This window comes from Thomasclavelia sp. (genome assembly GCF_047249845.1).
GTDB lineage: Bacteria > Bacillota_I > Bacilli_A > Erysipelotrichales > Coprobacillaceae > Thomasclavelia.
The window spans coordinates 42,257-49,713 of sequence record NZ_JBKTWO010000018.1; the positions used below are offsets into that span (position 1 = coordinate 42,257).

7 protein-coding genes are annotated in these 7,457 nt (G+C 26.8%); 4 read left to right on the forward strand and 3 right to left on the reverse strand.

All coding sequences use genetic code 11. The annotated features are described in order from the left end of the window. The first annotated feature begins 2 nt into the window (after positions 1-2). Positions 3-362 carry a YkvA family protein gene (locus ACLR9T_RS06630; RefSeq protein ID WP_413108751.1) on the forward strand — a complete coding sequence of 120 codons (360 nt, stop codon included), beginning with the start codon at positions 3-5 and terminating at the stop codon, positions 360-362. Here ACLR9T_RS06630 and ACLR9T_RS06635 read toward each other — a convergent pair. Genes ACLR9T_RS06635 through ACLR9T_RS06645 form a run of 3 tightly spaced genes read right to left on the reverse strand, consistent with a single transcriptional unit; the run spans position 357 to position 2,325 of the window. Then, complete coding sequence (locus ACLR9T_RS06635; RefSeq protein WP_413108752.1) at positions 357-1,073, reverse strand: DNA alkylation repair protein; 717 nt, start codon at positions 1,071-1,073, stop codon at positions 357-359. The two genes, ACLR9T_RS06630 and ACLR9T_RS06635, sit on opposite strands and share 6 nt — an antisense overlap. Continuing rightward, entirely contained in the window at positions 1,070-1,471 is a 402-nt protein-coding gene (locus tag ACLR9T_RS06640; RefSeq protein WP_413108753.1) for an SRPBCC family protein, read from the reverse strand. Before ACLR9T_RS06640 ends, ACLR9T_RS06635 begins: the two co-directional genes overlap by 4 nt. Positions 1,472-1,476: 5 nt before the next feature. Next, a complete protein-coding gene (locus ACLR9T_RS06645) occupies positions 1,477-2,325 on the reverse strand; it encodes an AraC family transcriptional regulator (RefSeq protein ID WP_413108754.1) in 849 nt (282 codons plus the stop codon). Between the two features lie 537 nt (positions 2,326-2,862). Here ACLR9T_RS06645 and ACLR9T_RS06650 point away from each other — a divergent pair. The 3 genes from ACLR9T_RS06650 (at position 2,863) to ACLR9T_RS06660 (ending at position 7,219) form a co-directional block, all read left to right on the forward strand. Next, on the forward strand, positions 2,863-4,380 hold the full coding sequence (locus ACLR9T_RS06650; RefSeq protein ID WP_413108755.1) for a diguanylate cyclase: 1,518 nt from the start codon (positions 2,863-2,865) through the stop codon (positions 4,378-4,380). 82 nt (positions 4,381-4,462) lie between these two features. Further along, entirely contained in the window at positions 4,463-6,016 is a 1,554-nt protein-coding gene (locus ACLR9T_RS06655) for an ABC-F family ATP-binding cassette domain-containing protein (protein WP_413108756.1), read from the forward strand. 114 nt (positions 6,017-6,130) lie between these two features. Next, a complete protein-coding gene (locus tag ACLR9T_RS06660) occupies positions 6,131-7,219 on the forward strand; it encodes a glycosyltransferase (RefSeq protein WP_413108757.1) in 1,089 nt (362 codons plus the stop codon). The last annotated feature ends 238 nt before the right edge of the window (positions 7,220-7,457 follow it).

Here is a 7,457-nt window from a genome sequence, read left to right on the forward strand (position 1 = left end):
CTATGAATTTAAAAGAAAAAGCAAGAAAATTAAAATCTGATATTCCAATAGTTTATCTATCATTAAAAGATAAAGAGACACCAATCATTGCTAAAGTTTTAGCAATGATTACAATAGTATATGCACTTTCTCCAATCGATTTAATACCAGATTTTATACCTATACTAGGCTATATAGATGATGTAATTATATTACCTTTATTAGTTATTTTAACATGCAAACTTATTCCAAAAGATATATGGCAAAAAAATCAAAAAAAAGCTAAAGGTCTATGGGAAAATGGAAAGCCTAAAAGATGGTATTATTCTATTCCAATTATATTGATATGGATATTAATAATTATAATGTTAATGAAATTATAGATTTCCTTTGCCCATTTTTGAATTACGAGAAATTAATCTAGTTCGTCCATTAACCTTAATGAGATTTTCAAGTTCTTTAAGAGTATTTTTGGCTATCCATTGTTGATTTTTATCACCATTTTCATATAATTCATAAGCTAAAATTAATGCTTTATCATGATAATTATAATTTTTTTTACCAATTTCTTTAAGGGCCCAGATAATAGCTTTTTTTATATGAATTTGATTATCATGGGAATGATTTTTGATAAGGGTAAGATAATTATTGATAGTAGAATCAGAGATTTTTTTATTATGTATTACGTCACTTGCAATTAAAGTAAATGCAGCTCTTTTTGTATATGTTTGGCTAGAAGTTATACATTCATAAATCAAATTCTCATATCCTGTTATTTTAATAACTAAATTTTTACAAAGATGATCGCATAAATCCCATGACTTAACATCATCAATTAAAATTTTGATTTCTGATAAAGTAATATCTTTTTTTTCAAATATTAATACTGATAATAATTGGGCTTCATGATAACCGCTATGCCATAATTGATAGGCAATTTCATTGGATTTAGGTATGGATTTAGCAAGGTTACGAATGTTACTAATTGAAACTCCTAAACTATTATTTTCTGGAATGCCCATTTTAGTTACGTTTGCTTTATATTTTTTAGATGATAGGGCCAATAATTTTTCTATTATTTCTTGATAATTCATTTGACACCTAAAGCCCTTTTTAAATCATTTATATAATTTGTTTGTTGTTTTTTTAAATAACTTCTTACTAATGGTTTCAGGTATATTTTTTTAGCTATCACATCTTCAGTAAAATCAATTGTAGTTTTACCATCATGATAGTTAAATAAACCTGTCCAATGTCCTTTTATATTTGTGTTTTCCATATCAAATTCATAGCGTTTATATTGTTGATATGTAGTAATTATAAAGGTAGTAGGGTAATTATCATGAGTGAATTCAATAAATTCTCGTTGTGGATCAATAATTTTAATTTTTGATATATCACTTCGCCATGAATAATTATCTAGGGAAGTAACAAACTCCCAAACTACTTTAATATCAATTGGTAATGTTACTTTAATATTTGTAATTGCCATAATTATTACTCCTTATTTTTTATCACTGGTAACCAATATTCATAGATGCAGTCATTTGGATCAGCTTTTAGATATACTTCAATATCAGGAATATTAGCATATTTATATCCTGAAGTTGGTAACCATTCAGTAATTACCCGCCGTTGTAATTCTTGAAGACTTTTGTTTGTTCCATGACCTGAAAATATTGCCCATGTTGCTTCATTGATGGAATAATCTTCAAATTGCTCATTAGAACTATTTGAACTAACCGCAATAAAATAACGCCAATCATTTTGATAATGAATACTTACCCCTAATAATCCTTGTGGAAATTGGTTGTTTAAATTTATTAATTGCATCAAAGTTCCATTATTTAAAGCATTATTCCATATATTAGGAATATTGTTGAAGTTTTCTAAAAGATCTTTACTTAAAGGATAGCTGATACCTAATATTTTAAAACTGATTTTATTTTCGATTCGGTAGTTTAACTCCTCAAATCCTTGCAATGAAAAACTAAATTTTAGTGGTGGGAAAGATTTTAACTTAACGCTTTTCTTTCTAATTGTAGATGGAGCAATACCATGTATAGATTGAAATGCCCGATTAAATGCTGTTGGGGACTCATAACCATATTTTAATGCAATATCAATAATTTTGTCTTTACCACTTTGAATATCAACTGCAGCAAGTGAGATTTTACGTTTTCGGATATATTCATTTAATGAAATGTTGGTCATGTAAAGAAATGTTTTTTGAAAATGGTAACTTGGGCAGCCAGCAATTTTAGAAAGTTGCTCGTAATCTATCTTCTCTATTAGATGTTCTTCAATATAATCCATTGTATTATTTAGACGCTCTATCCATTCCATATCACTTTACCTTCTTTATTGTATCTATTTTATTATTTATTTCCTCTCTTTTTAGGAAATAAAAAAGCGAGGTTACTAATATTATAATGGAAAAATAAAAAATATCATTAATCATATATACTTTTATTTTTAAAATTAAAGGAATTGAAATAGTAGATTAAAATTATTCTCAATAAATAAATTGGTAGATTAATTGAAAAATTAGATAAATATTTATGGGTTTTACTAATATTGTGAGTAGAAATAAAATTATGATATATTTTTAAATCATAGGTATGAATATCAGACATTTCATTTAATAGATATTAAAAATGCTTAGTATGTATAATTTGTCTATTTGCTAAAAAGTGGAGAGAGAAGAAGTATGTTTAACTATATAGATTAAATATACTGAGGAATTATAAAATATTTTAAATATTTGAAAAGTCTTGTATCTATTAAACAATTTTTTGATAATTCAAAAGATAAACAATATTTGAATTACTAATTTATGTGTTATAATGTACTTATTTAAGTACTCAAAGAGGTGAGATTCTGATGCGCGAGATTGATCATTTAGTTCAAGAAATTCGATGGTTACAGTATGATAATATTGAAGAAATGTACCAATATTGTTTACAATTAAAAAAACTTGCAATTGCCCAAAAAGATGATTATACATTGTGTCTAGTTAGTAATTATATTATAGATTATTATTATTCTTGTAAAACCCAGCAGGAAACTATTAAACTTGCAAATGAAGTACTTGCATTAAATGAGGAAAAAGGATACCCTGATTTATTAATGCAGGTATATAATCTATATGCTATTGCTATTAGTAATAGTGATTATTCACTTGCTACAGGTTACTATTTAAAAGGTTTAAAATTAGCAAAAGAATTAAATGATCATGCGATGATGGCAAAATTTAATTGTAATTTAGGTGATGTATTTTTAAATTTAGGTCAACATAATTTAGCCTTACCTTATTTTTTAAAGTCTCTTGAACATATAAAAAATATTTCTCCTAATCTTCCAGAATATAAGATTAAGAGTTTTGTCTTATGTTATATTGTAATGGTTTACTGTCAAAAAGGAATGATTAATGAGGCGATAAAATTAATAAAAGAAAACCAGGAATTATTTAATGATAATCTTTTTGATCCAATGAATCAGTTATGGCGAGCATTAAAAGCATTGATTTATTTTGCACATAAAAAAACAGATCAGGCATTAGAGTGTATTGATAATATTCTAAATCATGATATTAAGGGGTTTAGGGCTAAAGAGGTTATTTATTTGATTCATCATATCTTATTGTATATAACATTTGAAATAAAAGATAAGGAAAGAACAAAATGTTTAAATAAACTAATAGAAGAAAATAGTTTTGGAAGAACAGATAACCGCTATAAAATAGAAATATTAGAAATGAAAATAAAATATTGTAAAGTATTTAATGAAAATAATGAATTATCAAATTTATATGAGCAATATTATAATTTAATGCATGAAAATCAAAAAGAAAATATTGATTTTTGTTTAAACAGTGTATTATATAAAATTGAGTTATTTAAAGAGAAAGAAGAAAAGGATGATCTTGTAAAAAGAACACAATTAGATGATCTAACAAAAATTTATAATCGACGTTTTTTTCATTATAAATATAGTGAATTAAAAAATAAAAGTCGTTTATTAGGTGTAATCATTTATGATTTAGATCATTTTAAACAACATAATGATAATTTGGGACATCTTAATGGAGATTTGATTTTAAAAGAATTTGCACTTAGTTTACAACAAAATGATGAAAAGATCATTCCCTGTCGTTTTGGTGGAGATGAGTTTATTTGTATTTGTATTGATTGTAATGAGTGGGATCTGATCAGTTTTATTGAACGGGTTTATAGTTCTTTTGAGGAATATAATCATCCTGATATTACTATTTCTTGTGGTTATTATAATACGTATAGCAATTGTTTATCAAAAGAAGAATTGATTAATAATGCAGATTATTATTTATATTATGTTAAGGAAAATGGTAAAAATGGGTATTATGGTTTTTCAATTGAATAAGGCTCGACAGTAAATAATTTTAATGTATAATATATACAAGATCAAAGAAGATTAATTTCTTCTTTTTATTGTGAGGTAGAGGATGAGTATATTAAATGTAGAAAATGTTAGTCATGATTTTGGGGGACGAACAATTTTAGAAAATGCAAGTTTTAGATTGTTAAATGGAGAACATATTGGTCTTGTTGGAGCAAACGGTGAAGGTAAATCAACCTTTTTAAATATTATTACAGGTAAAATTGCTCCTGATTCAGGCAAAATTGAGTGGTGTAAAAGAATTACAACTGGTTATTTAGATCAACATACAGTATTAAAGCCAGGACAAACTATTTATGAAGTATTACAAGATGCATTTAAATATTACTATGATTTAGAACAAGAGATGTTATCAATGTATGAACAAATGGCTGATTGTGATGATAAAACGATGAATAAATTAATGGAAGAAGTTGGTGAAATTCAAGAGATTTTAGATCATGGTGGTTTTTATACAATTGATGTTAAAATTAAAGAAGTGGCAGGTGGCTTAGGGTTGAATGATATTGGTTTAGATAAACCAGTAGATGCTTTATCAGGGGGACAGCGTTCTAAAGTCTTATTAACTAAGTTATTATTAGAAAATCCAATGATTTTAATCCTTGATGAGCCAACAAATTATTTAGATGAAAATCATATTAATTGGCTAATAAGTTTTTTAAAGAATTATGAAAATGCATTTATTTTAGTTAGTCATGATGTAAGTTTTTTAAATCAGGTAATTAATATCATTTATCATTTAGAGGAAGGAATATTAACTCGATATAAAGGTGATTATGATTATTATTTGCAACAAGTAGAATTAAAAAAGCGTCAGCAAGCAACTGATTATCAAAAGCAACAAAAAGAAATCGCAGACCTTGAAGATTTTATTGCTCGTAATAAAGCTCGTGTAGCTACTAGAAATATGGCTAGTTCTAGACAAAAGAAATTAGATAAAATGAATTTGATTTCAAAACCTAAAGAAAAGATTAAACCAGTTTTTTCTTTTATTGAAGCTAGAACTCCAGGAAAAGTATTGTTTGATTGTAAAGATTTAGTAATTGGTTATGATACCCCACTAACAAAACCAATGAATCTTGTTTTTGAAAGAAATAAAAAGATTGCAATTAAAGGTGTTAATGGTTTGGGGAAAACAACTTTACTTAAAACTTTGATTGGTATGCAAAAAGCATACAGTGGTAAAGTAGAAAAAGATCCATTTGTAGAAATAGGTTTTTTTGAACAAGAAGAAGCAGCTTCATCACAGAAGGCATTAGATTATTTATGGGAAGAATTCCCAGATCGAAATAATGGTGAGATTAGGGCTATGTTAGCAAAGTGCGGTTTAACAACTGATCATATTGAATCATTAATGAAAGTATTATCAGGCGGTGAAAATGCTAAAGTAAGATTATGTAAAATTATGAATCGAGGAGCAAATGTTTTAGTTTTAGATGAGCCCACTAATCACTTAGATGTTGATGCTAAAGATTCTTTACAGAGTGCTTTAAAAAAATATAAAGGTAGTATTATTTTAGTTAGTCATGAACCGGATTTTTATTTACCAATTGTAGATGAGGTAATAAATCTGGAAGATTGTTCTACTAAAATTATATAGGAATAGATGTTCTTTAATTAGAGCATCTTTTATATTAATGGAGTCATTTTTTAATTATAATTGTCTGAAATTCACATTTTGTTATAAATAGCATATATTATATTGGTGAAATATATGATAACAATTAGTTTATGTATGATTGTAAAAGATGAAGAAGAGGTATTAGAACGAGCATTAAAATCAGTTGATGGTATAGCCGATGAGATAATTATTGTAGATACTGGATCAACTGATCAAACTAAGAAAATAGCTTTGAAGTATACTGATAAGGTATATGATTTTGTATGGTGTGATGATTTTGCAAAAGCTCGGAACTATTCTTTTTCAAAAGCTACAATGGATTATTGTATGTGGTTAGATGCAGATGATATTATTAGCGAAGAAAATCGAGAAGATTTGATTAATTTAAAGAAAACTTTATCTGATGATACTTCAGTAGTTATGTTAAAGTATAATGCTCAATTTGATCACAATAACAAACCAACCTTTACTTATTATCGTGAAAGATTATTAAGGAGAAGGGATAATTTTAAGTGGGAAGGATTTATTCATGAGGTAATAAGTCCAAGAGGTAAGATTCTTTATAGTGATATTGCAATAACTCATAGTAAAATTAAGAATAGTGATGCAAATCGTAATTTAAGAATATTTAGAGAAAAATTAAATGAAGGAGTAATTTTTACGCCTAGAGAAATTTTTTATTATGCTCGGGAGTTGTTTTATCATCAGTTATATCAAGAGGCAATAGCTGAATTCAAAAGATTTTTAAATACAAAAAGAGGGTGGATAGAAAATAATATTTCAGCATGTCAATTTTTAGGATATTGCTATCATAATTTAGGGGATATGCAAGAAGCTATATCATGGCTATTAAAAAGCCTATGCTATGATCTCCCACGTGCTGAAATATGTTGCGATTTAGGTAAATACTTTTTTGAATTAAAACAATATGAACAATCAATTTATTGGAGTGCAGTAGCTTTATCTTGTGAGCGTGATGATACATCTGGAGCATTTGTATCACCAGATTGCTATGATTATATACCATATATGCAATTATGTTTATGTTATGATAGATTAAATAATTATGAAATAGCTGAACACTATAATGAATTAGCAGGAAAGTGTAAACCTAATGATCATGCTTATCTGCATAATAAACTATATTTTAATAGGATTGATAAAAACTCTTTAGAAAACTAAAGAGTTTTTACTTTTTGGAGATTAATGTCTCAGTAACGAATATGTAAAATACATATATTAATATTAGATAAAGGAGGTGAAAAAATGAAATATTGTAATTATTATGGTTGTATATGGTGCCCTTGTTGTCGTTGCAAAGCACCTATTATCATAAGATGTCCAAAAAATTTAACTGGACCAACCGGACCAACAGGAGCAACTGGAAATACGGGAGCAGATGGGGCAACAGGACCAACAG